Raw genomic sequence first — 22,280 nt, 5'->3', positions numbered from 1 at the left:
AGCATCGTCACGAACGCGTCCCAGCCGCCCGACAGGGCGCCCGCGAAGGTCGGGTCGTCGTCCTCGTCGCCGTCCTTGCCCGCCGCGCCCGGCGACTCGGTCAGCGTCAGCGTGATCGTGGCCAGCGCCGTGCGCTCCTTGAGGGAGGCCTGCTGGGCGAGCAGGGACTCCAGGTCCGACTGACGGGTGCTCAACTCGCCTTCCAGGGAGACGATGTCGCTGATCTTCGTCGCCCTGTCCATCAGCTCACGCACCCGCGCCACGCTCGCCCGCTGCGTCTTGACGCGGCTCTCGACGTCCACGACCTGCTCGGTGACGTCCTCCGCCTTGGCGGTGCGGTCGACGAGCTTGCCCGTGCCCTCCAGGGACGACAGGACCTGCTCGTACCGGTCCTGCGGGACGCGCAGGACCACGTGCGAGCGCTCCCGGCCCCGCCGGTCGCGGTCCGTCGACTCGTTGCCGACGAGCCCGCCCGCGTCCTCGGCCGCCGCGCGCGCCCGCCCCAGGGCCTTCGGCACGTCCTCGACGCGCACGGTGAGGGACGCGGTGCGGATGATGTGCGTGGCCCGCGCCTTGGCCGGCCAGTCCTGCTTCCGGGGCGAGCTGGGCTTGTTCCGGGGCGAGCCGGGCTTGCCGTCCCCGCGGTCGCTCTTCGCGCCGGCGCCGCTTTCCGCCTCGGTGCCCGCGTACGCCTCCTTCCCGGCCCCGCTGCGCGCCGCCTTGTCGCCGCTGCCGCTGTCGGAGTCGTCGCCGCCCGCGCTGCACCCCGCGAGCGCGAGCGTTACCGCGAGCAGCGCGGCGGCCAGTGCCCTGGCGGGGCCCCGCCGCCACCCGCGTCCCGCTGGCCCCGCCAGCCTCGTCGTCCTTGCCGGCCTCGTCGTCCTTGCCGTGCCCATCGACGTACCCCCCGAGGGTCGTGGTGACTGTGCCCCTACGACGGCCGGGGCGGGCGGCCCGTTCGATGCCGGTGGTCCCGAAGCGGTCCCGGTGCGGTCACGGGCGGGACTCGGCCGTCTGCGACAGTGGGGACATGCGCGAAGCGGATACAGGGATAAAGCGGGCGAATCGTGATGCGGGTCATGTCGTGGTCGTGGGGGGTGGCATCGCCGGGCTCGCCGCGGCGCACCGGCTGCTCTCGGCGGGCGCGCGCGTGACCGTCCTGGAGGCGTCGGACCGGGTGGGCGGCAAGCTGCTCCCCGGCGAGATCGAGGGCGTACGGGTCGACCTCGGCGCCGAGTCCATGCTGGCGAGGCGGCCCGAGGCGGTCGCCCTCGCCCGCGAGGTGGGGCTCGCCGACCGGCTGCAGCCGCCCGCGACCGCGAGCGCCGCGATCTGGACGCGGGGCGCCCTGCGGCCCATGCCGAAGGGCCACGTCATGGGCGTGCCCGGGGACGCGTCCGCGCTCGCCGGGGTCCTGTCCGACGAGGGCCTGCACCGCATCGAGCGGGACCGCGAACTGCCGCCCACCGAGGTCGGCGACGACGTCGCGGTCGGCGAGTACGTGGCCGCGCGCCTCGGCCGCGAGGTCGTCGACCGCCTCGTGGAGCCGCTCCTCGGCGGGGTCTACGCCGGGGACGCGTACCGCATCTCGATGCGCTCGGCCGTGCCGCAGCTCTTCGAGGCGGCCCGCACGCACACCTCCCTCACGGAGGGGGTGCGCGAGATCCAGGCCCGCGCCGCGCGGAACCAGCAGACCGGGCCGGTCTTCATGGGCATCGAGGGCGGCGTCGGGGCGCTGCCGCTCGCGGTCGCGGAGTCGGTCCGCGCGCGTGGCGCGGAGATTCTGCTGAACTCCCAGGTCCACGGGCTGCGCAAGGTCGAGCAGGGGTGGGAGGTGCACGTCGAGGACTGGGATCTCGAGGCCGATGCTGTCGTCCTGGCGGTGCCCGCCCCGCATGCCGCCCGCCTCCTGGACCACGACGTACCGGGGGCCGCCGCCGAGCTGCGCACCGTCGAGTACGCCTCCATGGCCCTGATGACCCTCGCGTACAAGAAGAGCGACATCCGCCTCCCCGAAGGCAGCGGCTTCCTCGTCCCGCCCGTCGACGGGCACACCATCAAGGCCTCCACCTTCGCCTCCCAGAAGTGGGGCTGGATCGCCGACGAGGACCCGGACCTGCTCGTCCTGCGCACCTCGGTCGGCCGCTACGGGGACACCAAGGACCTGGAGCGCGAGGACGGCGAGCTCGTCGACGTCTCGCGGCACGACCTGCGCGCGGCGGTCGGCCTGGCCGCCGCCCCCGTCGCCGCCCGCGTCACCCGCTGGGACAGCGGCCTGCCGCAGTACCCCGTCGGCCACCACGCGCGCGTGGCCCGGATCCGCGCGCACGTGGGGCGCCTGCCGGGCCTCGCCGTGTGCGGGGCGGCGTACGACGGCGTCGGCATCCCCGCGTGCATCGCGAGCGCGTACGCGGCCGCCGACCAGCTCGGCGGGGACCTCGCCGGTGTGGACGAGCTCACCAGGAACCCGGTGCAGAGCCTGCACGGCGGCGCGGGAGAATAGCGACATGAGTGACGACGCCCCCGCCAAGATCCCGAACGCAGGCAAGAAGGCCAAGGACCTCAACGAGGTCATCCGCTACACCCTGTGGTCCGTCTTCAAACTGCGTGACGTCCTGCCCGAGAGCCGCCTCGGCTACGCGGACGAGGTCCAGGAGCTGTTCGACCGCCTCGCCGCCAAGGACATCACCGTCCGCGGCACGTACGACGTGTCGGGCCTGCGTGCCGACGCCGACGTCATGATCTGGTGGCACGCGGAGACCGCGGACGAGCTCCAGACCGCGTACAACCTCTTCCGCCGCACCAAGCTCGGCCGCGCGCTGGAGCCGGTCTGGTCGAACATGGCGCTGCACCGCCCCGCCGAGTTCAACAAGTCGCACATCCCGGCGTTCCTCGCCGACGAGACGCCCCGCAACTACGTGAGCGTCTACCCCTTCGTGCGCTCCTACGACTGGTACCTGCTGCCCGACGAGGACCGCCGCCGCATGCTCGCCGACCACGGCAAGATGGCCCGCGGCTACCCGGACGTGCGCGCCAACACGGTCGCCTCGTTCTCGCTCGGCGACTACGAGTGGCTGCTCGCCTTCGAGGCCGACGAGCTGTACCGCATCGTCGACCTCATGCGGCACCTGCGCGCCTCCGAGGCCCGGATGCACGTCCGCGAGGAGGTGCCGTTCTACACCGGCCGCCGCAAGTCCGTCGCGGAGCTCGTGGAGGGCCTGGCCTAGCCGCTGGTGCGGCGGCCGTAATTCGGTTGCCGCGCCCGCACGCTGCGGGTTTCATCGAGAGGCCGGGCCGACTGGAGCCCGGCCTCTTTCCCGTGCGTGGACACAGAAAGCCGGTGATGTATGCCCAGGGCCCTGCGGAACTGCTCGAAGCCAGCCCTTTCCGCACTGCTCAGGAGTCACTCCAGCCATGTCCCGGAACACTTCCAGGAGGGCGCGCACTGAAGCACGCGCCCAGTCCTTCCGCTGTCTCCACTGCGGTCTCGACGTCTCCATGACCGCGCCCGGCACGGGCCACCGCAATCACTGCCCGAACTGCTTGTGGAGCCGTCACCTCGACGACACCCCCGGCGACCGGGCCGCCGACTGCGGTGCCCGCATGGAGCCGCTCGCCATATCCGTCCGCGGCGACGGTGAATGGGCCGTCGTCCACCGCTGTGTCCACTGCGGCGTGCTGCACGCCAACCGCGTCGCGGGCGACGACAACGCGCTGCCGCTGACCCGGCTCGCGGTGCGCCCGCTGGCGCAGCCGCCGTTCCCGCTGGAGCGGCTCGGCGCGCTGTGACCCGCCGCGCCGAGCCGTCGGGCGCCGGGCCCTAGGCCGCCTTCGGGGCCTTCCCGGGGTGGGCCGCCGCCCGTGTCGACGGGATCGGCGTGGGCTCCGGGTGCGGGGCGCACTCCGCGCTCCGCACCGGGAGGCGGCCCTCCAGGAGGTACGCGTCCAGGTGGCCGTTCACGCACGGGTTCGGGCCGCCCGCGATGCCGTGCGTGCCCGCGTCCTCCTCGGTCACCAGGACCGAACCGCCGAGCCGTTCGTGCAGTTCGAGTGCGCCCTTGTACGGCGTGGCCGCGTCCCGCTCGGCGGCCAGGATCAGCGTCGGCGGCAGCGCGTCCGCGGCGGCGCCCACGTCGAGCGGCTCCTGGCGCGGCGCGGGCCAGTAGGCGCACGGCAGATTCATCCAGGCGTTGTCCCACGTCTCGAAGGGCGCGACGCGCGCGAGGCGCGAGTTGTCGCGGTCCCACTCCTTGAAGTCGGTGGGCCAGGCCGCGTCGTTGCACTGCACGGCCGTGTACACGGCGTTGCCGTTCTCCTCCTCGGCGGCGCCCGCCGGGTCCGGCGCGGCCTGCTCGATCAGCGGCTTCGGGTTGCCCTTCAGGTACTGCGACAGGGCCGTGGCGCGCAGCGGCCAGTAGTCGTCGTAGTACCCGGCCTTCAGGAACGCCGCGTGCAGCTGCGCGGAGCCGACCTTGCCGCCCGCGGGCTTGTGGGTGAGCTCCGCGCGCACCCGCTCGTAGGAGGTGCGGACCTCCTCCGCCGTCGCCCCCAAGTGGTACGTCCTGTCGTGCCGGGCCACCCACGCGCGGAAGTCGGCCCAGCGCTCCTCGAACGCGGCGGACTGGTCGAGGTTGTTGGCGTACCAGATCTGGTCCGGGTCCGGGTCGACCGCCGAGTCGAACACCATGCGGCGCACGTGCGAGGGGAACAGGGTCGCGTACACGGCCCCGAAGTACGTGCCGTACGAGGCGCCCATGAACGTCAGCTTCCGCTCGCCGAGCGCGGCGCGCAGGACGTCGAGGTCGCGGGCGTTGTTCAGGGACGTGTAGTGGCGCAGCGCGTCCCCCGCGGTGCGCGCGCACCCGTGGGCGTACGTCTTCGCCTGGGCGACGCGCTCCGCCTTGTACGAGTCGTCGGGGTGGGTCGGCGACTGCGTGGGCGCCTTCGTGAACTGCTTCGGGTCCTGGCAGGACAGCGGCGCGGAGCGGCCGACCCCGCGCGGGGCGTAGCCGACGAGGTCGTACGCCGCCGCGATGCGCCGCCACTCCGGGAGCATGCGGACCAGCGGGAAGTACATGCCGGACGCGCCGGGCCCGCCCGGGTTGAAGACGAGCGCGCCCTGCCGCCGGACCTGCTTGCCGCGCTCGCGGCCCGCGGCCTTGACGCGGCTGACGGTCAGGCTGATCCGCTTGCCGTCGGGGCGGGCGTAGTCGAGCGGGACCGAGACCGTGCCGCACTGGACGGTGGGCGGCAGGCCCTCCGCCGCGGGGCACGCGCCGAAGCGGATGCCCGCGGCCCCGGCGCGCTCGGCGGCCACGGCCACGCCGCGGGTCTCGGGGTCGAGGGGGCCCGTCGGGCGGGCGGGGGCGGCGCTGCCTGCGGGAGCGGCGACGAGGGCGGTCAGGACGAGGGATCCGGCGGTTCCGTACAGGGCTGCTGCGGCTGCTGCTCTCATCGCTCTTCATGTCCCTTTCATGCGGCTTCATGCCGCTTGACTCGGCGTCGCGCGGCTCGGGCCGAGGCGGCATATCACACCGAAAGGGATAATTCGTTCGATGGTCGGCGAAGTAAAGCACCGGCCCGCCGGTGTCGGCTCAATGACCCCGTTGGCCCGTCTCGCGGTACCCGTCGAGGTTCGGGTCCCGGTGCGAGAGGGCGGCGCGCAGGCCCGGGTCGTTCAGGGCGCGGACGCCGCGCACGGCGAGCGACGTGAGGTCGTCGCGCGACGGCAGGGCGCCGAGGAGCCGCTGCCCCGCGGGCGACGCCCAGCGGGTGGTCGGCACCTCGAAGCGGGCGATGGCCAGACAGCTCAGGGTGAGGAAGAGCGGCAGCGCGAACCACACCGCGACCGGCAGCGCCCCCTCCTGCGCCTCCGCGCCCGGCAGCAGCGTCGCGCACACGCCGAGCACCGCGACGGCCGCCGCGGCCGCCCGCACCTGCCGCGCCGCCCCCTGGATGCCCGACCAGGCGCCGTCCGGCACGGCGAGCCCGGCCGCGACGAGCCGGTCGGCGAGGGCCCGCACGGACTCGGCGGCGGCCGCGGCCCGGCGCACCGGGGCTATGCGCGACTGGCCGTCGGGCCCGATCGCGCCGAACACGGACCGCTCGAACTCGTCCGACTCCTCCGGCCGCTCGGGCACGGAGACCACCGTGGCCCACCCGGTGTGCGCGAGCAGCAGGCGCCGCCGCCGGGCGAGCGAGACGAGGGTCACGTCGGCCACGCGCGCGGGCCCGCCGGACAGGAAGGCCGCTTCGTAGAGGGTCAGTTCCCGCCCCCGAGGGGTGTCCCGCGCCTCGGCCGCCGCGGCGCGCACGGCGGCCAGGCACAGCCGCCCGCAGGACAGGGCGGCGACGGCACAGGCGAGGAGCAGCAGCGGAACCCAGAGCATGCCCGTGTTCTATGTGAAGGCCCTGTGGCGGCGCTACGGGGTTTTCACGATGTGGACGCCCGGCTCCGGTCCGTCACTCCGGCTTGGGCCGGGACACCGCGGGCGGCAGCGGGAACGTCGCGCTCGGCGTCACGGGGGCGGCCGCGGGCGGGGTGCCGTCCACCGGGCCCGGCGGCGCGGGGGAGCGGGTCACGGACCCGGAGCCCGGTCCTGAGGTCGCGGCGTCGCGGGCGAGCCCGTCGAAGTCGACGAGCCCGGTGGCCTCCAGGACCCTGATGTGGTCGAGGACCGTGCTGTTCGCGTCGTCGGCGAGGGTCCGCACCAGCGAGTTGCGGGTGGCCGCGCGGACCTGGGCGACGAGGGCGAACACCTTGCCGTGCGCGAGCCGCAGGACGTTCGCGAACCTCTCGTCGTACGCCGTTCCGTGCGCACCGCTCAGCTCGGTGAGCCAGCGCCGCTGCTGGGCGGTGGGCTGGCTGGGCAGTTCCAGCCGCAGCGCCGCCGCGACCTCGCGCACGCGCGCGTCGAGGAACGTGTGGCCCTCCACCAGGTGCCGGCCCGCGGTGTGCACGGCGCGGGTCGTGCCGCGCTCCTGGGCCTGCTGACCCGCGGGCAGCTCCCACAGGCCCGCGAGCCGCACCTTGGTGAGGAAGTCCCGGTCGAGCGCGGACAGCGGCCCGAAGTCGGTCGACACGGTCTGCGCGTTGAGGGTGTCGAGGCCGGTGCCCGACCGGTCCTCGTAGGACCACACGGGAAAGACCAGTGCGGCCAGCGTGGCGACGAGTCCCGTCAGGACCAGGCCGCTGCCACTGATGATTCGGGATCGCATGACGCCTCCTGTAGCGCCACCGCACGCTAGCGCGTGCCGGTGCGGCGGTGCTGCGTTACGGCGTGGAGTACGTCGACGTCCGTACGGTGGTGCGGACTTGGGGCGGTCGCGCGCGCCCGCGGGATGCGGGACTCCGGTTCAGCCGCCGCCGCACCCGCCTCCGCCCCCGCCGCACCCACCACCGCAGCCGCCGCCGCACCCGCCGCCGCCCCCGTCGGATCCGCCGCTGCCGCAGCTGCTCCGGCCGCGGCCGCGGCCGCCGCCCTCGCCGTCGCGGTTCGCCGTGCCGCAGCTCGACCCGCCGTAGCCGTCCCCGCCCGCGCACCACACCACGGGGGCGCCGGACCAGACGACGGCGTACGCGGGGTGCGCCGCGGGCGTGGCGGCGGGCACGGTCGGCGGGTGGTCGAGGCGGACCCGGCGCGCGTCCGCCAACTGCTTGCGCAGATCGGTGTCCCGGACGCCGCGCAGACCGCGCACGGCCACGTCGTGGGCGGCACCCAGGTTCTGGGTGCGGGTGCGGCGCCGGTAGAGGCGCAGCGCGAAGCGGCCCGACCCGGTCGCCCGGTCCGCGGCGATACGGGAGCACAGCACCCCGAAGTAGATGCTGAACACGAGCACCAGGAAGATCCAGACGGGGCTCATGGAGCCGGACGAGCCGGGCTCGGACGTCATGCCGAGGAGGATCGCGAGCGGCACGCCCGTGACGCACACGACGACGTACAGCACGATCCGGCGCCGCCACGGGCGCAGCGGCGCGGGCGGCACCAGCATGCCGCGGGCGGCGAGCCCGTCCCCGAGCGCCTGCACGGCCGGGGCGCGCATCACGGCGGCGCGCAGCCAGGACAGGGCGCCACTGGGCGCGGCGGCGTACGTGGCGAGGACCGCGCCCTCGACCGGGTGCCGGGCCGGGGCGCCCGGCTGGACGCCGACGATGCCCGGGTCCGCGACCGCGAGGCGCCCGTCCTCGTGCAGCGCGGCGAGCGCCGCGTCGGTCACCCGGCCGGGCCCGCCCGCGAGGAACGCCACCTCGTACGGGTCGTGCACGGAAGCGGACGCGAGGCCCAGGCGGACGCCCCTGGAGCGCCGGGTCACACAGATCCCGACCGCGAGGACGGCGCACGCGGCGGCGACGACCAGGACGTACAGGGTGGTGAGTGCCTCGGCGGCCGGGTCCGACAGGGCGGTCTGGACGACGTTGTGGGTGCGGGTGTGGCGCATGCGTACATCTCCCCCGTGTGATGTGCGCGGTGTTCCGTGTCTGACGGTGTGCTGTGCCTGACTGTGTTCCGTGTCCGGCTGTGCCCCGTGTCTGTCTGACGCCGGGGTCCGGCCCCCCGGTTCCGGCGCCTTGCTCTGTCGGCTAGGCCCGCCGCAGTGCGAACCGCGCCGCCCGCAGCCAGCGCGCGACCGGGCGGCCCGCGAGGGGCTTCGGGCCCGAGCGGTCCAGCCACCAGTGGGTGAGCCGGCCGCGCGCGTCCGCGTTCTCGGGACGGCCCGCGAGCAGCAGGTGCTCGGCGAAGTTCAGCGCGTCGCGCCGGTAGCCCCCCGTCATCGGGCGGCCGGTGGCGTAGGCGAAGAAGTCGCTCCGGTACGAGTCGCCGAGGATCTCCGGCAGTTCCGGCGCCACCTTCGCCACGACGTCCGCCCGCTTGGCGGTCAGGGCCCGGCTCTGCACCCGCAGGCGCGCCCGGTCGAAGCCCTCCGGCGCGGGCGTCCCGGCGACGAGCGCGGACAGCAGGGCGGCCTGGGCGAGGGCCACGCGCTGGCGGGCCTCGGGCGCCGCGGGCGCCACGGCGACGGGCGCGGGCGGGGCCGCCGACGGGCCCCCTGCGGTCGTCACCGTGGCGCGGATCGCGGCGAGTTCCCTCTCCAGCTCGCCCGGCTCGGGGAAGTTCTCGTCCCGCTCCAGGAGTACGCCGGGCGGGCTCGTGCGCGCGGCGAGGTCGGCGAGGACGTCGAGCACGGCCTGCGGCACCGGGTGCGCGTGGCTGTCGTGCCAGACGCCGTCCCGCTCGAACCCGCCCGCCACATGGACGTACGCGATGGCCTCGACGGGCAGCTCGGCCAGGGCCTTGGCGGGGTCCTCGCCGCGGTTGACGTGGTTGGTGTGCAGATTGGCCACGTCGATGAGCAGCCGTACGCCGGTGCGCTCCACGAGGTCGTACAGGAACTGACCCTCCGTCATCTCGTCGCCGGGCCAGGCGATCAGGGCGGCGATGTTCTCGACGGCGAGCGGCACGGGCAGGGCGTCCTGCGCGGCGCGGACGTGCTCGCACAGGACGGCGAGCGCGTCCCGGGTGCGGGGCACCGGGAGGAGGTGGCCCGCCTCGATGGGCTGTGACGCGGTCAGCGGGCCGCCGGCCCGGACGAAGGCGATGTGCTCGGTGACGAGCGGCGCGCCGAGGGCCTCCGCGCGCGCGGCGAGCGCGGCGAGGCGGGCCTCGTCGGGGCGGTCGGCGCCGCCGAGCCCCAGCGAGACGCCGTGCGGCACGACGGTGACGCCGCGCTCGCGGAGCCGCAGCAGGGAGTCGGGCAGATGCCCGGGACAGACGTTCTCCGACACGACCTCGACCCAGTCGACGCCCGGCATGCGCTCCACGGCGTCCGCGATCTCAGGCCGCCAGCCGATACCCGTACCCAGTCGCATCGTGCTCCCCCTTTTTTCTCCTGCCTGCACGTGCGTGCTCTTGCCCGTTCTGACCCTAGCGGGGGTGGCCGAACCCTCTGATCAGCGGTTCCAGAGCTACATTTGAGGTTGCGGCCGGTCGGTGGTGACCGTGCCGGGAGCTCCGGGCGACGGGCGTGACGTGCCGGACGTGTCCCCGCTCGGCTTCGCCGGGGAGGGCTCGGCGGGCCGGTCGCCGCCCGGCGGCGGGGGGCCGGTCGGGCTCGCCGTGGAGGTCGCGGCGTTGCCGTTGGCGATGGCGTCGAAGTCGACGTACCCGGTGCCTTCCAGCATCGTGATGTGGTCGAGGACGGTCTGGTTGGCGTCGGACGCCAGCTGCCGCACGAGGGAGTTGCGGGTGCTGTCACGCACCTGCGCGATGAGGCTGAACACCTTGCCGTGCGAGACGCGCAGCAGGTTCGCGAACTTGCGCTGGTACGTCTCGCCCCGCGCCTGCGTCAGCTCCTTGAGCCAGCCCTGCTGCTGGTCGTTGGGCTGGTTCGGCAGCTCCACGCCCAGCTGCGACGCGACGCCCCGCACCCGCTGGTCGAGGTCGGTGTGGCCGACGATCAGGTGGTCGCCCGCGTCCTTGACGGCCTTGGTGGGGGCGCGCTCGACGGCCTGCTGGCCGGCGGGTATCTCCCACAGGCCCGCGAGCCGCACCTTCACCAGGAAGTCCCGGTCGGTGGCGGACAGCGGCCCCCAACGCGTCGCCACGCTCCCCGCGTTGAGGTTCGCCTCGCCGGTGCCCGAGCGGTCGGCGTAGGACCAGACGGGGAAGGCGAGGGCTCCTACGGTGACGACGAGCGCCGCGATGATCAGGGCCGTGCCGTTGATGCTCCTGATGGGCATGATGCGCCGCAAAGTGCCTCCCGAGCCGCGGCTCCGCCGTGCGCCGAGCCACTTGGTGCCCCCGTGGTGGTACGGGAAGGTACGGGAGGTGCGGAGGGCGCGTTCAGGGGTGCGGGTCGGTGTGACGGGTGTCACGCGGGGCGGCGGCGTTGTCAGTGCCGTGGACTAGGGTCCGCAGGAGTACCGGAAGCAGGTGCGAGTGCAGGCATGGACGACCATGTACGGCCATGTACGACCAGGGGGAGCTGACTTGACCATGACGATGACGACGCCCATCGATCTGATCCGTCTGGAGGGCGAGGGCAACAGCGTGGTCGTCAGGATCACGGGCCGGGAGCCGGCCGAGGGGGCGTCCGGCGTGTCCGAGGTGCTGGTGGGGGAGGTCGTGGTCGACACCCCCTTCGTCCGGGGGGCGTTGCCGACCCAGGTGTTCCCCGACGACCTGACGCAGTGGCGGGAGACGCTCGACACCCTCGACGGCGGGGACGACGCCGCGTGGCGCGAGGAGGACGGGGCGCCGGAGCTGTTCATAGAGCTCGACCCGGACGGCGAGCGCGCCCACGTCACGATCGCCGACCGCACGACGTCCCTGACGGAGACCACGGTGACGGTCACGCTCACGGACGCGTGGTTCGACGATGCGTACGAGAGGCTGGACTCGACGCTGCGGACCTGGCCGCTGCGGGGTGCGCTGCACGTCTGAGGGGGTGGCGTGGCCCCGGCTGCCGGATGCTTCGAAATCTTCGGAGTCTTCGGAACCTTCGGAGTCTTCGGATTCTGTCGGAAGGCGACAAGTACCGTCCGGGACTTTGGTGTCGGGCGGCACTCGGTGGGCGGCCCGCCGGGCGTGCTGGAATCTGACCCATGGCCGATACGTCCGGTGTCCTGCGCGCCCCGGGCCCGGAAGGGTGTCCGCGGCGGGCCGAGGCCGTGCGGCTGCGGGGCGAGGCGCGGCGGGAGCTGGACCGCGCCCAGCGCCGCGCCCGGCGCTGGGCCGTCGTCGACATCGCGCTCGGCTTCCCGGCGGCGCTGCTCGCCGGGGTCTCCGGCGCGGCGGGGCTCGCGACCGCGGACGCGCGCGTGCCCGCGGCCTTCCTCGCCCTGTTCTCCGCGGGCCTCGCGGCCGGCGCGGGCTTCCTGCGCAGCGACACCAGACGCGTCGCCAACAAGCGCGCCCGCAAGGCCTGGGCGGCCCTGGAGGACGAGGCGGGCCGCGCCCTGGCCCGCGACCACGTGGACGACGAGACACTCCGCACCCTCAGCGAGAAACGCCTTGCGGCGCTGTCGGCGTATGAGGGGGAGGAGGGGTGATGGGGGCGGGGGCGGGGGCGGGCGGGAGTTGGCCCTGAGAGGAGGTTGGCCCTGGGGGGCGGGGCTGGGCGGTTCAGGGGTGGCTGTGTGCGGGACTCGGCGGTTCCAGGGGTGGCTGTGGCGGGATCCGGTGGTCCGGGAGCGATCGGGTGCGGATCCGGTGGCTCGGGCGGGAGCGTGTGGGGGACTCGCCGACTCAGGGGTGACCGTGTGCGCGCTGGGCGGGTCGGGGGTAACCATGCGCGAGGCCGTGTCCGTTCAGGCGCAATGGGGCGCGGGCCCGGCGGCCCAAGGGCGGCCGTGTGCGGGCCTGGTGGCCCAGGGGGCCGGGCGTGGGACCGGCGGGTCAGTTGTCGCGCAGCGCCGGGTGGGACGCCACCACCGTGCAGGAGCCCGGGGCGATTTCCGTGAAGCCCGCGTCGCGTACGACCGGGAGGCCGCTCGTCACCAGGGGCTGCCACTGGTCCGGCCGTGCCGTGCGGACCGACAGGGGGAAGCCGGCGTCGCGCCAGGCCGCGCGCTCCGCGTCCGGGAGCTCCCACCAGGCCAGTTGGGCGCCGTGGCCCGCCTGCGCCATGGCCTTGCCCGCCGACATCTCCACCTCTGGGCTCAGCCACAGCACCGGGGCGCCCGGGTCGGCGTCCAGCAGGGGCTCGGGGTCGGTCAGGTCGGTGCCCGAGACCTGGAGGCGGGCGAGGTCCTTGGGCCAGCCGTCGAGGGGGACCGGCGGGTAGACGCGGACCTCGGCCGACTTGCCGGTGACCGTGATGCCCGGCAGCGCCTCCGCGCGGCGCCACTCCGCGCCGCGCGCCCGGCGCACCACCTTGCGGATCCGGGCGTCCTGCCAGTCCCGCATCGCCCGGGCCCACTCGCCCTCGCCCAGCGACCGCTCGTCGCTCAGGATGGTCAGGACCGCGCGCGCCGCCGTCTCCAGGGCGTCCGTACGGGCCGGCGGCTCCGCCCGCTCGATGCGGGCCACCAGCGGCAGCACGAACTGCGGCGCCTCGTCACGCGAGGTCGGCTCGGCACGGAAGGGGCTGTCGGGCCTGGGATCGTAAGCGGTCACTCGCCCAGTCTGCCAGGGCGTTGATCGACGCCCCGGAGCGGTACGCGATGATGAGCCGCATGGCACGCACGGACCGTGACGAGGCGATACGACCCGACGGCGCGATACGACTCGACGGCGCCGGACGCCGCTACGGCGTCCGCGGCCCCTGGGTGCTGCGCGACGTCACCCTCCGCGTGCCCGCGGGGAACCTGACCCGCGTCGAGGGCGCGAACGGCACCGGCAAGTCGACGCTCCTGCGGCTCGTCGCCCGGATCGACGCCCCCTCCGAGGGCCGCGTCACCGGCCGCCCCCGCACCGCCTACGTCCCCGAACGCTTCCCGGCGTCCCTGCCGTTCACCGCCGCCGACTACCTCACGCACATGGGCCGCGTACAGGGCCTCACCGGCGGCGCGGCGGCCCGGCGCGCGCAGGAGTGGCTGGAGCGCTTCGGCGCCGGCGGACACGCGCGCACCCCCCTGTCGGACCTGTCCAAGGGCAGCAGCCAGAAGGTCGCCGTCGCCCAGGCCCTGCTCGCGGACCCGGAACTGCTCGTCCTCGACGAGGCCTGGACGGGCCTGGACGCCACCGCCCGCGACACCCTCGACCGGGCCGTCGCCGAACAGGTGGCCGCGGGCACCGCCGTCGTCTTCGTCGACCACGACCCGCGCAGGCTCGCGGGGCACGCGGACAGGACGTACACGGTCTCCGGCACCCAGGTCACCGAGCGCAACCACCGCACGGAGCAAGGGAGTCAGGGCCCGGCCCCCGGGACGCCCGCCGTGGTGATAGACGTACGCGGCCCGAGCGGCGCGCAACCGCCCCCCGGCCTGCCGTGCGCACCCGAGCCGGGCCCGGAGGACGGCACCCTGCGGCTCGTCGTCGCCGAGCTCCACTCGGACCTGGTCCTGCGCGAACTCCTGACGGCCCGGCCGCCGTGGCACGTGCTCGCGGTCCGGCGGACCGAAGCGGCCGAGAGCGCGACCGGAGGCCGAGGCCGATGACGGCGTTCCCCACCCGCCCGGCGTCCTCGGCGCTCCCGGTGTTCGCGGCGGTGCTGCGCTATCAGTCCGCCCTGCTCCTGCGCTCGCAGCGCTGGCTCGCGCCCGTCATCCTGTACGCCGTGTTCCTCGCCGTCGGCGTGCAGGGCGGGCAGCCCGTGCTCGACTCGCTCGCGTACGCCGCGGCGGCGCTGCTGCCCGTGGCCGCCTGGCTCGTACGGATCTGCGTCACCAACGAGCCGCCCGCCGCGCGCGACTGCACGGCGGCCGCCGTCGGACCGCGCCGCGCGCACCTCGCCGGGCTGCTCACCGCCTTCCTGGCGTCGAGCGTCCTCGGCGCCGCGGCCACCGCGGCCGTCGCCGTCATCAGCGACGCGGCGAGCACCGACCACCAGACCGCCGTGCCGCGCGGCCCCGCGGCCGCGGCCGGGCTGCTCGCGATGCTCGTCAGCGCCCTGCTCGGCACGGCCGTCGGCGCCGTCACCAGTCGGCCGTTGCTGCGGTCGCCGGGGCGGGCGGTCCCGGCGCTGCTGCTCGCCGCGCTGCTCGCGCTCGTGACGACGGGCTCACCGGCCAGGGCGGTCCTCACCGACCTGACGCGCGGCTCGCGGGACGGCGTCGTACCGGCGCCGGTCGGAGCGGCCGCGGGAGCGCTCGCGCTGGCCGCGGCGGCGGTGGCCGTCGCCTGCGGAGCCTGCGCGCGCCGCGACTGACCCCGCTCAGCCCGAGCAGGCCGTCCGCTGCGCCTCCTGCCACTCGCAGACCGGGCACAGCGTGACGCCCTTGTACGACTCCGGGTACTCCGTCGGCTCCCGGCACAGCACGCACTCGGCGAACGGCGGCCCGCCCGCCACCGCCGGGCCGGTGGCGGATCCCACTGGAGCGCAGTAGTCGTCGTCAGCCATACCGCCAGCCTAGTTCCGGGCGCGGGCGGCGCCGATCTGCTCCGAGACCCGCACGAAGCGGAAGCCGCGCTCCCGCAGCTTCGGCACGATCGTGCGGACGGCGCGTTCCGTCACCGGCGCGGCGCTGCGCGTGCAGTGCAGGACCACGACCGAGCCCGGCCGCACCCCGTCGAGCACCTGCCGCGCCACCGCGTCCGCATCCGTGGCGAACGCGTCACCGCTCACCACGTCCCACTGCACGGCCGTCACCCCGGCCGGCGCGATCGCGCGCAGCGCCGGCTTGTCGTAGCAGCCGCCGGGGAAGCGGAAGTACGGCACGGTCCGCTCGACCCCCGCCTTGCGGAACGCGGCGAACGCCCGCTCCACGTCGGCCCGCATCCGCTGCGCCGACAGCGCGGGAAGGCCATAGCAGTCCCGCTTGAAGGCGTAGTGGCTGTACGAGTGGTTGGCCACCTCGAACAGCGGATCCCGCCCGATGTCCCGCGCCTGCCCCGGATACTCCTCCGCCCACCGCCCCGTCATGAAGAACGTCGCCGGCACCGCGAGCCGCCGCAGCGTCGCCACGAGCCCCGGATTGTCGAACCGCTCACCCGCGGCGGCCCGGCCCCCCTGGTCGGCGGTCATGTCGGCATCAAAGGTGAGCGCGACGCCGGGCGCCCCCCGTCGGGGGGCGTGCTCGAAGACGGGGGCGAGCCCCTGGGGCCCCGGCGCAAGCGTCGGCGGCCCCGCGGACTTCCTGACCTTCGGGGGGTCGACGGCGGGGGCGCCCTCATGGGTCCCCCCACAAGCGGTGGCGAGGACGGCCAGAAGACAGACCCCAACCCATGTCCGATTTCGTACGAAAATCATCACGGAGGGACATTAGCCATACGAACCACCGCAACCGGCGATTTCAGCCCGTCCGGCGTTTGAGGACGAGGCGCGAAGCGCCGAAATGGGGGAAAGGGGCGAAGCCCCATCCGGGACGCCGTCCAAGGCGCCCGCGCCAGGAAAGGGCGGGTGGGTGGGAGAATCCGGTAACCAATACCCGCGCAAGAGGAGTCACGGCCCCCGATGTCAGAGCCCGAGATCCGCTGGACCGAGCCCACCGGGACGGAGTCCGGCGCCACCTGGCACTCGGAGAGCGGCGCCCCCGCCCCACGACGCGTGGCCCCCGCGGACGACCGCATGAAGGCGGACGCCGCCTACCGCCTGGCCTGCGAGGGCACCGCCCTGGTGTGGCGCGGCGACTACCAGGGCGCGCGCCAGCTCCTCAAGGCGCTCGGCCGCCGCCTGGACCGCCTCACGCCCAAGCCGGGCGCGACGCCCGCGGAGACGTTCCACCGCCACCGCCAGTCCCGCGGCCACCGCGCCCGCGTACTCGGCATGCTCCTCGTGGTCCTGGAGGACGACCACGGCCTGGCGCTCCGCAGGGCGCCCGACGTGCGGGAGGCGTGCACGGCGGCGTACGGGCCGCCCACGGGGCGCACGGCCGTCTCGCTGCGTGAGCTCCTCGGCGTGATCGGCGCCCACGAGTGGCGCAGGAAGGGCGTGCCGATCGCGGCGCTCGACGGCCGCATCCACCCGCACTACGGGGTGTTCTCGCCGGTCAGGGGCGAGTACGTGGACCTGGTCGCCCAGGCCCCGCTGCCCGCCGTGGCGGGCCCCGCCTTCGACCTGGGCACCGGCACCGGAGTCCTGGCGGCGGTGCTCGCCCGCAGGGGCGTCGGCCGGGTCGTGGCCACCGACAGCAGCCCCCGGGCGCTCGCGTGCGCCCGGGACAACGTCGAGCGGCTCGGGCTCACCGGGCGGGTCGAGGTCGTGGACAGCGGCGACCTCTACCCCGAGGGCCGGGCCGCGCTGGTCGTCTGCAATCCGCCCTGGCTCCCGGGGCGCCCGACCTCGGCGGTGGAGCAGGGCGTGTACGACCCGGGAAGCGCCATGCTCCGCGCGTTCCTGACGGGTCTCGCCGGTCATCTGGAGCCCGGCGGCGAGGGCTGGCTGATCATCTCCGACCTGGCCGAGCACCTGGGCCTGCGGACCCGGGACGAGCTCCTCGACCTGTTCGGCGCGGCCGGGCTGCGGGTCGTGGACCGGCACGACGCCAAGCCCCTGCACCCGCGCGCGAGCGACCCGACGGACCCCCTGCACACGGCCCGCGCAGCCGAGGTCACCTCGCTGTGGCGGCTGGCCCCGTGAGCCTGACCTAGGAGCCCAGCAGCTGCGCCCGGCACGCCGCCACGTCGAAGTCCGCCTTCGGGTAGCGCGGGCCGAGCGCCTCCAGGTGCTCCAGGAGCAGCGTGCTGATGGCCCAGTTGCGGTACCACTTGCGGTCCGCGGGGATCACGTACCAGGGTGCCGCCGACGAGCAGCGCTCCAGGGCCAGTTCGTACGCCTCCTGGTAGGCGGGCCACAGGGCGCGCTCCTCGATGTCGCCGGGGTTGAACTTCCAGTGCTTGTCCGGGTTGTCGAGGCGCTCCAGGAGGCGGCGGCGCTGCTGGTCGTACGAGATGTGCAGGAAGCACTTCACGACGGTCACGCCGTCGTCGGCGAGGGACTGCTCGAAGCGGTTGATCTGGCCGTAGCGGCGGCCCAGCTGGGGGCGTGGGACGAGGTCGCGGACGCGGGCGATGAGGACGTCCTCGTAGTGTGAGCGGTCGAAGATGCCGATCTCGCCGGGGAGCGGCAGGGCCCGCATGATCCGCCACAGGAACGGGTGGCTGAGCTCCTCGCGGGTGGGCGCCTTGAAGGCCTTGATGCGGCAGCCCGACGGGTTGAACAGGCCGATGACGTGCTTGACCGTGCCGCCCTTGCCGCTGGTGTCCATGCCCTGGAGCACGAGCAGGACGCGCCGCCGGTCGCCCTGCGTGCTGGCGGCGTACAGCCGTTCCTGGAGGTCGGCGAGGCGTTCACCCATACGGGCGGTGGCCGCGAGCCCGGCCGCCTTGCCGTCCGGGCCCGCGGGGGTCGCCGCGGCGTCGTACGCGGAGAGGTCGACGCGCTCGCCCTCGGGGAGGCGCAGGAGATCACCGAGCCGGGCGGCCTCCCGGCTCTTCTTCTCCGCCCTGTTCTTCTCCGCCTTGCTCTTCTCCGCCCTGCCGTCGTCCTTGCTGGGCTTCCCGCCCTTGCCGGGCTTCCCGCTCTTCTCGGGCTTCGCCACCGCGTACCCCTTCCGTCCGCCACCCCCGATCGTGCGCCGGGGGAGGCGGCGGCGCTACCGGTGGTGACGGGGCCTAGTGGTGCCAGGGGCCCGTCACCGCGAACGTCGTTCCGGGCGTGTAGCAGTTGACGTACATCGTCTGGTGGTCGGGCGAGAACGTGACGCCCGCGAACTCGCCCCACTCCGGGTCTTCCGGGGTGCCGATGTTGTGGGCGTTGCGGGCCAGGGCGTACACCTGGCCGCGCCGCGTCACGCCGTACACGTGCTGCGCGCCGCCGCCGTCCTCGCAGACCATCAGGCCGCCGCTGGGCGCCAGGCAGATGTTGTCGGGGGACTCGCCGGGGAGCTGGATGTCGGTGTCGGGGCCGAAGACGATCACCAGGGTGAGGCGGCGCCGCGCGGGGTCGTACCGCCAGATCTGGCCGTAGTGGTCGCCCGCCGAGCCCTCCCTGCTGCGCGCGTAGCTGGACACGAAGTACACGCAGCACCCGCCCCAGTAGCAGCCTTCGAGCTTCTGCGCGTGCGTGATGCCCTTCGGGCCGAAGTCCTGGTGGCGGATGGGGGTGTTGACGGCCAGCGGGTCGGGTACGTCGGCCCACTCGACGCCGTCGAACGACGCGCCGGGTTCCTGGACGGAGGACAGGTCGGGCACGCCGGGGACGCGCATCGCCTGGAGCCTGCCGCCCGCGCGCAGCGAACCGTGGCCGCCGTCGGGCTTGTGCGGCAGGAAGCGGTAGAACAGGCCGAAGGGCTTCTGGAAGGCGTCCTCGGTCTCGTACACGATGCCGCGCCAGGGGTCGACGGCGACCGCCTCGTGCTGGAAGCGGCCCATCGCCGTCAGCGGCACCGCGCCGGTGCGCCGCGGGTCGACCGGGTCGACCTCGAAGATGAAGCCGTGGTCCTTGGTGTAGCCGTTGGTGCCGGCCTTGTCCTCGGTCTCCTCGCAGGTCAGCCAGGTGCCCCAGGGGGTGGGCCCGCCCGCGCAGTTGACGGCCGTACCGGCGATGGCGACCCGCTCGCCCACGACCTCGCCGCGGCGGTCGAGGGCGAGGGCCGTACAGCCGCCCTTGCCCATCGGGTCGTAGGTCAGGCCGTCGACGGTCGGGACGCCGAGCTTCGCGGTGACGCGGTTCTCGTGGTTGCGCACGAGGTGGACGCCGCCGCGCCGGCCGCGGAAGGCGGCCATGCCGTCGTGGTTGCTCGGCACCTTGCCCTCGCCGGAGCGCAGCGGGTCGCCCTCGCGGGAGAGGACCCGGTAGCGGAAGCCCTTGGGCAGGTCGAGCAGGCCGTCCGGGTCGGGCACGAGCGGGCCGTAGCCGGTCCTGCCCTGGGTGGCCGCGGTCGCGGTGCCCGCGAACAGCTCCGACAGGGCGCCGGAGAAGGCGATCGACGCCCCCAAGGCGCCCGTGCGGGCGAGTACTTGACGTCTGGTCGCGGACGAGGGAGAAGTGGCCGAGGGCGCGGGCGTGGGGGAGTCGGACATGGGGGTGACCTCCTGCTGGCGGACAGGAACGTGACCCGCATGTGTGTACCACGCGAACTACTGGTTAACGAGCCCCTTGGCGTCGCGGGCCAGGGCCGTGAGCCGCGAGATCGCCCGGAAGTACTTCTTCCGGTAGCCGCCGTTCAGCATGTCCTCGCCGAACAGCCGGTCGAAGGGGACGCCGGAGGCGAGCACCGGCACCTCGCGGTCGTAGAGCCGGTCCGCGAGCACCACGAGCCGCAGCGCCGTCGACTGGTCGGGCACCGGCGTGACGTCCGTGAGGCACACCGCCCTGACGCCGTCGGTGAGCGCCCCGTACCGGCTCGGGTGCACGCGGGCCAGGTGGTCGAGCAGCTGCGGGAAGTCGTCGAGGCTCGCGCCGTCGGTCGCGTACGCGGCCTTGGTGACCTCCTCGTCCGAGTACGGCGCCGGGGCCTCGGGCAGACCGCGGTGGCGGTAGTCCTGGCCGTCGATGCGCAGCGTCCTGAAGTGGGCGGACAGGCCCTGGATCTCGCGCAGGAAGTCGGCGGCGGCGAACCGGCCCTCGCCGAGCTTGCCGGGCAGCGTGTTGGAGGTCGCGGCGAGCGCGACGCCCGCGTCGACGAGCTTGCGCAGGAGCGACGAGACCAGGACGGTGTCGCCCGGGTCGTCGAGCTCGAACTCGTCGATGCACAGCAGTCGGTGGCCGCTCAGCGTGCGCACCGTCTCCTGGAAGCCGAGCGCGCCCACGAGGTTCGTCAGCTCGACGAACGTGCCGAAGGCCTTCAGGGACGGCTCCGCCGGGGTCGCGTGCCACAGGGACGCGAGGAGGTGGGTCTTGCCGACGCCGTAGCCACCGTCGAGATAGACGCCCCGCGGCCCGGTGGGCGCGGCCTGCTTCGCCCGCCCGAACCACCTGCGCTTGCCCGCGCCGCTCGCGTGCGCGCCCCCGAGCCCGCCCGCGAAGGAGCTCAGGACCCCGACGGCCTCGGTCTGGCTCGGCTGCCCCGGGTCCGGGATGTACGTGTCGAAGCGGACCGCGTCGAACCGCGGCGGCGGCACCATCTCGGCGACGAGGCGGTCCGCGGGCACGTGCGGCTCGCGGGCGGCGAGGGACGCGGGGCCTGCTTCGGGTATGGGGCTCTGCCCGGGGGCAGCGGTGGTGGCTGACACGATTCTCCACTGTAGGCCGCATCCGCCCCGTGCAAGACTGCCGACCATGCGACGCCTGTTCCCTGTGATCGACCACACATCCGATTCCGCCGCCGCCCCGGACCTCGCGGCGGACCGCGAGTGGTCCCTGGGCGAGCTCGCCGACGCCTACGCCTACCCGGCGGGCCCCGGCGCCTGGCTGCGCGCCAACATGGTCTCCACGCTCGACGGAGCCGCCCAGCACGACGGCCGCTCCCAGCCCATCTCCAGCGCCACCGACATGCGGATCTTCGGTACGTTGCGGGGGCTCGCCGACGCCGTCGTCGTCGGGGCCCAGACGGTACGCCAGGAGGGTTACCGGCCCGCCCGCGCGCGGGAGGCCTTCGCCGCGCGGCGGGCGGCCGCGGGGCAGGCGCCCGCGCCCGCCGTCGCGGTCGTCAGCGCCAGCCTCGACCTGGATTTCACGCTTCCGCTGTTCACCGCTCCGTTGACGCCGACGCTCGTGGTGACCGGGGCCGCCGCGCCCGCCGACCGGCTCGACGCCGCGCGCAAGGCGGGCGTCGAGGTCGTGATCGCCGGTGACGGCGCCGTGGTGGAGCCCGCCCGGGTCGTCGGGGAGCTCGGCGAGCGGGGTCTCACCCGGCTCCTCACCGAGGGCGGGCCGCGGCTGCTCGGCCAGTTCGTGGCGGCGGACGTGCTCGACGAGCTGTGTCTGACGGTGTCCCCGATGCTGACCGCGGGCGCCGCGCAGCGCATCGCGGGCGGGCCCGCGCTCGCCGTGCCCGAGCGGTTCGCCCTGACGTCCGTGCTGGAAGAGGCCGGGTTCCTGTTCACCCGATACCGTCGGTCCTGAGAATCGGCGGAATATGCCGTTCCGTTTTGCTTCCGCGGGGCACACTAAAGGGCGCAGCCCCCGTGTCGGCGCGGGGCAGGATGGTTTCCGCACGGGGCCAGGTCCACGGCCCACGGAGGAGAAGGGCGCCTGTCGTGTTCAGAAGCGTATTGATGATCGAGAAGGCCCTGACGTCCGCCGACGTGGAGTTCGTCACCACCTTGCACGGTGACGAGCCGGTCACGTTCCATGTGCTCCTGCAGCCGCGCGGGGATCAGGCGGACCGCCTGCTGCGGGCGATCGACGACGTCGCGCTCGGTGAGCTCGACGAGGCCGTGCGCGAGGGCCGCGTCCCCGAGGGGGACGAGGCCGTCGGGCCCGGGGAGCAGGCGCTTCAGGTCTCCCTCACGGCGTTGCGCTCCGCGGGGAGTGCGGCGGAGGGGAAGCTCATCGAGGACCATCCGCTCGACGCGCTGCGGGATCTCGTGGACGAGGCCGGGGCCGATGAGGTCATCGTGCTCACCGATCCCCACTACGTGGAGGAGTTCTTCCATCGGGACTGGGCTTCGCGGGCGCGGCACAAGGTGGGTGTGCCGGTACTCAAACTCTTCTCGCACAGCGAGTCATAGCGACCGCTCCGCCTGGGGGCTCCGCCCCCAGACCCCCTTCTCTCCGGCCTTCGGCCTCGTCCTCAA

The 22,280-nt window shown here is 74.4% G+C and carries 23 protein-coding genes; 10 read left to right on the top strand and 13 right to left on the bottom strand.

The window, feature by feature from the left end; genetic code table 11:
- The coding region (locus tag ACFWZ5_RS35915; RefSeq protein ID WP_384891835.1) for a DUF4349 domain-containing protein at positions 1–896 on the bottom strand (896 nt) is incomplete at its 3' end.
- 134 nt (positions 897–1,030) lie between these two features.
- On the opposite strand from ACFWZ5_RS35915, the gene hemG reads away from it, so the two are divergent.
- The 3 genes from hemG (at position 1,031) to ACFWZ5_RS35900 (ending at position 3,789) form a co-directional block, all read left to right on the top strand.
- Positions 1,031–2,503 carry a protoporphyrinogen oxidase gene (gene hemG, locus ACFWZ5_RS35910; protein WP_384796768.1) on the top strand — a complete coding sequence of 491 codons (1,473 nt, stop codon included), beginning with the start codon at positions 1,031–1,033 and terminating at the stop codon, positions 2,501–2,503.
- Positions 2,504–2,507: 4 nt separating this feature from the next.
- Positions 2,508–3,227, top strand: coding sequence for a hydrogen peroxide-dependent heme synthase (gene hemQ / locus ACFWZ5_RS35905; protein ID WP_384796771.1), 720 nt, complete (start codon positions 2,508–2,510; stop codon positions 3,225–3,227).
- A gap of 187 nt (positions 3,228–3,414) precedes the next feature.
- A complete protein-coding gene (locus tag ACFWZ5_RS35900; protein ID WP_384796774.1) occupies positions 3,415–3,789 on the top strand; it encodes an RNHCP domain-containing protein in 375 nt (124 codons plus the stop codon).
- A 31-nt stretch (positions 3,790–3,820) separates the two neighbouring features.
- Here the strand turns inward: ACFWZ5_RS35900 and ACFWZ5_RS35895 are convergent, their stop codons facing one another.
- The 6 genes from ACFWZ5_RS35895 to ACFWZ5_RS35870 all read right to left on the bottom strand — a co-directional run bounded on the left by ACFWZ5_RS35895 (position 3,821) and on the right by ACFWZ5_RS35870 (position 10,732).
- Complete coding sequence (locus tag ACFWZ5_RS35895; RefSeq protein WP_384796778.1) at positions 3,821–5,455, bottom strand: alpha/beta hydrolase; 1,635 nt, start codon at positions 5,453–5,455, stop codon at positions 3,821–3,823.
- A 139-nt stretch (positions 5,456–5,594) separates the two neighbouring features.
- The gene (locus ACFWZ5_RS35890; RefSeq protein ID WP_384796781.1) at positions 5,595–6,389 is read right to left on the bottom strand and encodes a TIGR04222 domain-containing membrane protein; all 795 of its coding nucleotides are present in this window, start codon (positions 6,387–6,389) and stop codon (positions 5,595–5,597) included.
- Between the two features lie 73 nt (positions 6,390–6,462).
- Entirely contained in the window at positions 6,463–7,218 is a 756-nt protein-coding gene (locus tag ACFWZ5_RS35885) for a DUF4142 domain-containing protein (protein ID WP_384796784.1), read from the bottom strand.
- 138 nt (positions 7,219–7,356) lie between these two features.
- Complete coding sequence (locus ACFWZ5_RS35880; RefSeq protein ID WP_384796787.1) at positions 7,357–8,439, bottom strand: TIGR04222 domain-containing membrane protein; 1,083 nt, start codon at positions 8,437–8,439, stop codon at positions 7,357–7,359.
- 142 nt (positions 8,440–8,581) lie between these two features.
- Positions 8,582–9,868, bottom strand: coding sequence for a DUF692 domain-containing protein (locus ACFWZ5_RS35875; RefSeq protein ID WP_384796790.1), 1,287 nt, complete (start codon positions 9,866–9,868; stop codon positions 8,582–8,584).
- Between the two features lie 96 nt (positions 9,869–9,964).
- Positions 9,965–10,732: a DUF4142 domain-containing protein gene (locus tag ACFWZ5_RS35870; RefSeq protein WP_384796796.1), complete on the bottom strand. Its 768-nt coding sequence runs from the start codon at positions 10,730–10,732 to the stop codon at positions 9,965–9,967.
- 262 nt (positions 10,733–10,994) lie between these two features.
- Here ACFWZ5_RS35870 and ACFWZ5_RS35865 point away from each other — a divergent pair, with 262 nt between their 5' ends.
- Positions 10,995–11,441: a DUF5959 family protein gene (locus tag ACFWZ5_RS35865; RefSeq protein WP_384796793.1), complete on the top strand. Its 447-nt coding sequence runs from the start codon at positions 10,995–10,997 to the stop codon at positions 11,439–11,441.
- A gap of 161 nt (positions 11,442–11,602) precedes the next feature.
- A complete protein-coding gene (locus ACFWZ5_RS35860; protein ID WP_384891832.1) occupies positions 11,603–12,049 on the top strand; it encodes a hypothetical protein in 447 nt (148 codons plus the stop codon).
- Between the two features lie 346 nt (positions 12,050–12,395).
- Here ACFWZ5_RS35860 and ACFWZ5_RS35855 read toward each other — a convergent pair whose 3' ends face one another.
- On the bottom strand, positions 12,396–13,115 hold the full coding sequence (locus ACFWZ5_RS35855) for a peptidyl-tRNA hydrolase (protein ID WP_384803980.1): 720 nt from the start codon (positions 13,113–13,115) through the stop codon (positions 12,396–12,398).
- 59 nt (positions 13,116–13,174) lie between these two features.
- On the opposite strand from ACFWZ5_RS35855, the gene ACFWZ5_RS35850 reads away from it, so the two are divergent.
- Together ACFWZ5_RS35850 and ACFWZ5_RS35845 are read left to right on the top strand one after the other, a co-directional pair.
- Positions 13,175–14,098, top strand: a complete 924-nt coding sequence (locus tag ACFWZ5_RS35850; protein WP_384803983.1) for an ATP-binding cassette domain-containing protein — start codon at positions 13,175–13,177, stop codon at positions 14,096–14,098.
- Entirely contained in the window at positions 14,095–14,808 is a 714-nt protein-coding gene (locus ACFWZ5_RS35845; RefSeq protein WP_384803986.1) for an ABC transporter, read from the top strand. The genes ACFWZ5_RS35850 and ACFWZ5_RS35845 overlap by 4 nt, the downstream gene beginning before the upstream one ends.
- A gap of 6 nt (positions 14,809–14,814) precedes the next feature.
- Here the strand turns inward: ACFWZ5_RS35845 and ACFWZ5_RS35840 are convergent, their stop codons facing one another.
- Together ACFWZ5_RS35840 and ACFWZ5_RS35835 are read right to left on the bottom strand one after the other, a co-directional pair.
- Entirely contained in the window at positions 14,815–15,000 is a 186-nt protein-coding gene (locus ACFWZ5_RS35840; RefSeq protein ID WP_384803989.1) for a hypothetical protein, read from the bottom strand.
- Positions 15,001–15,009: 9 nt separating this feature from the next.
- Positions 15,010–15,849: a polysaccharide deacetylase family protein gene (locus tag ACFWZ5_RS35835; RefSeq protein ID WP_384804006.1), complete on the bottom strand. Its 840-nt coding sequence runs from the start codon at positions 15,847–15,849 to the stop codon at positions 15,010–15,012.
- A 204-nt stretch (positions 15,850–16,053) separates the two neighbouring features.
- Here ACFWZ5_RS35835 and ACFWZ5_RS35830 point away from each other — a divergent pair, with 204 nt between their 5' ends.
- Positions 16,054–17,178, top strand: a complete 1,125-nt coding sequence (locus ACFWZ5_RS35830) for a methyltransferase (RefSeq protein WP_384803992.1) — start codon at positions 16,054–16,056, stop codon at positions 17,176–17,178.
- Between the two features lie 7 nt (positions 17,179–17,185).
- Here the strand turns inward: ACFWZ5_RS35830 and ACFWZ5_RS35825 are convergent, their stop codons facing one another.
- The 3 genes from ACFWZ5_RS35825 to zapE all read right to left on the bottom strand — a co-directional run bounded on the left by ACFWZ5_RS35825 (position 17,186) and on the right by zapE (position 20,774).
- Positions 17,186–18,001 (bottom strand): PPK2 family polyphosphate kinase, encoded by an 816-nt coding sequence (locus ACFWZ5_RS35825; protein ID WP_384804009.1) that lies wholly within the window; start codon positions 17,999–18,001, stop codon positions 17,186–17,188.
- Positions 18,002–18,212: 211 nt separating this feature from the next.
- Positions 18,213–19,622, bottom strand: a complete 1,410-nt coding sequence (locus ACFWZ5_RS35820; RefSeq protein ID WP_384803995.1) for an alkaline phosphatase PhoX — start codon at positions 19,620–19,622, stop codon at positions 18,213–18,215.
- A gap of 57 nt (positions 19,623–19,679) precedes the next feature.
- Entirely contained in the window at positions 19,680–20,774 is a 1,095-nt protein-coding gene (gene zapE, locus ACFWZ5_RS35815; protein WP_384803998.1) for a cell division protein ZapE, read from the bottom strand.
- Positions 20,775–20,820: 46 nt separating this feature from the next.
- Between zapE and ACFWZ5_RS35810 the strand changes: the two genes are divergently transcribed.
- Complete coding sequence (locus ACFWZ5_RS35810) at positions 20,821–21,606, top strand: pyrimidine reductase family protein (RefSeq protein WP_384804001.1); 786 nt, start codon at positions 20,821–20,823, stop codon at positions 21,604–21,606.
- A 134-nt stretch (positions 21,607–21,740) separates the two neighbouring features.
- Positions 21,741–22,214 (top strand): indole-3-glycerol phosphate synthase, encoded by a 474-nt coding sequence (locus ACFWZ5_RS35805; RefSeq protein ID WP_384804004.1) that lies wholly within the window; start codon positions 21,741–21,743, stop codon positions 22,212–22,214.
- The last annotated feature ends 66 nt before the right edge of the window (positions 22,215–22,280 follow it).

It is taken from the genome of Streptomyces sp. NPDC059003 (assembly GCF_042740445.1).
Lineage (GTDB): Bacteria > Actinomycetota > Actinomycetes > Streptomycetales > Streptomycetaceae > Streptomyces.
Note: the sequence above shows the minus strand (reverse complement) of the source record. Positions and strands in the feature narration are given on the sequence as shown.